General features: G+C 58.8%; 1 pseudogene. It reads right to left on the bottom strand.

From position 1 onward, the window contains the following. Nucleotides 1-369: pseudogene (locus tag SB764_RS38530) on the bottom strand (hypothetical protein); the annotation flags it as partial. Nucleotides 370-398: the final 29 nt, after the last annotated feature.

Genomic DNA, 398 nt, shown 5'->3' with positions numbered 1-398 from the left:
TTGACTCGCAGCGACCGAAATCGCCTCGCTGGAAGCCTTGATGCCGCTCACGATTGTCGCCAGCCTTTTCTTCATGGCGTCCAGCGAGTACATCAGGCTGGATCGGTCACCGTCTTTCAGTTCCGCGGCGATGCGCAGATTGCCGTTCGCGATCTCGCTGGCCAGCGCTGCAGCATCCATTGGCTCGCCGCCAAGCTGCCGAAGAATGCTTCGGGTTATTACCCACCCAATCGCAATCGCAAAGGTAGCGGCAAGCATCGCTAGTACGAGCAAAAGCACACGAGCAGCGTGGTATGTCGCGCGTGCCTGCACTGCAGAGGCCCCAACCTGCTGCACCTCGTAATCACGGAACAACCCCAGTTCTTTCAACCAGAGATCTATTGCAGGCCCAGCCTGGG

Source organism: Paraburkholderia sp. SIMBA_027 (genome assembly GCF_046535315.1).
In the GTDB taxonomy this organism is placed as follows: Bacteria; Pseudomonadota; Gammaproteobacteria; order Burkholderiales; family Burkholderiaceae; genus Paraburkholderia; species Paraburkholderia tropica.
Note: the sequence above shows the minus strand (reverse complement) of the source record. Positions and strands in the feature narration are given on the sequence as shown.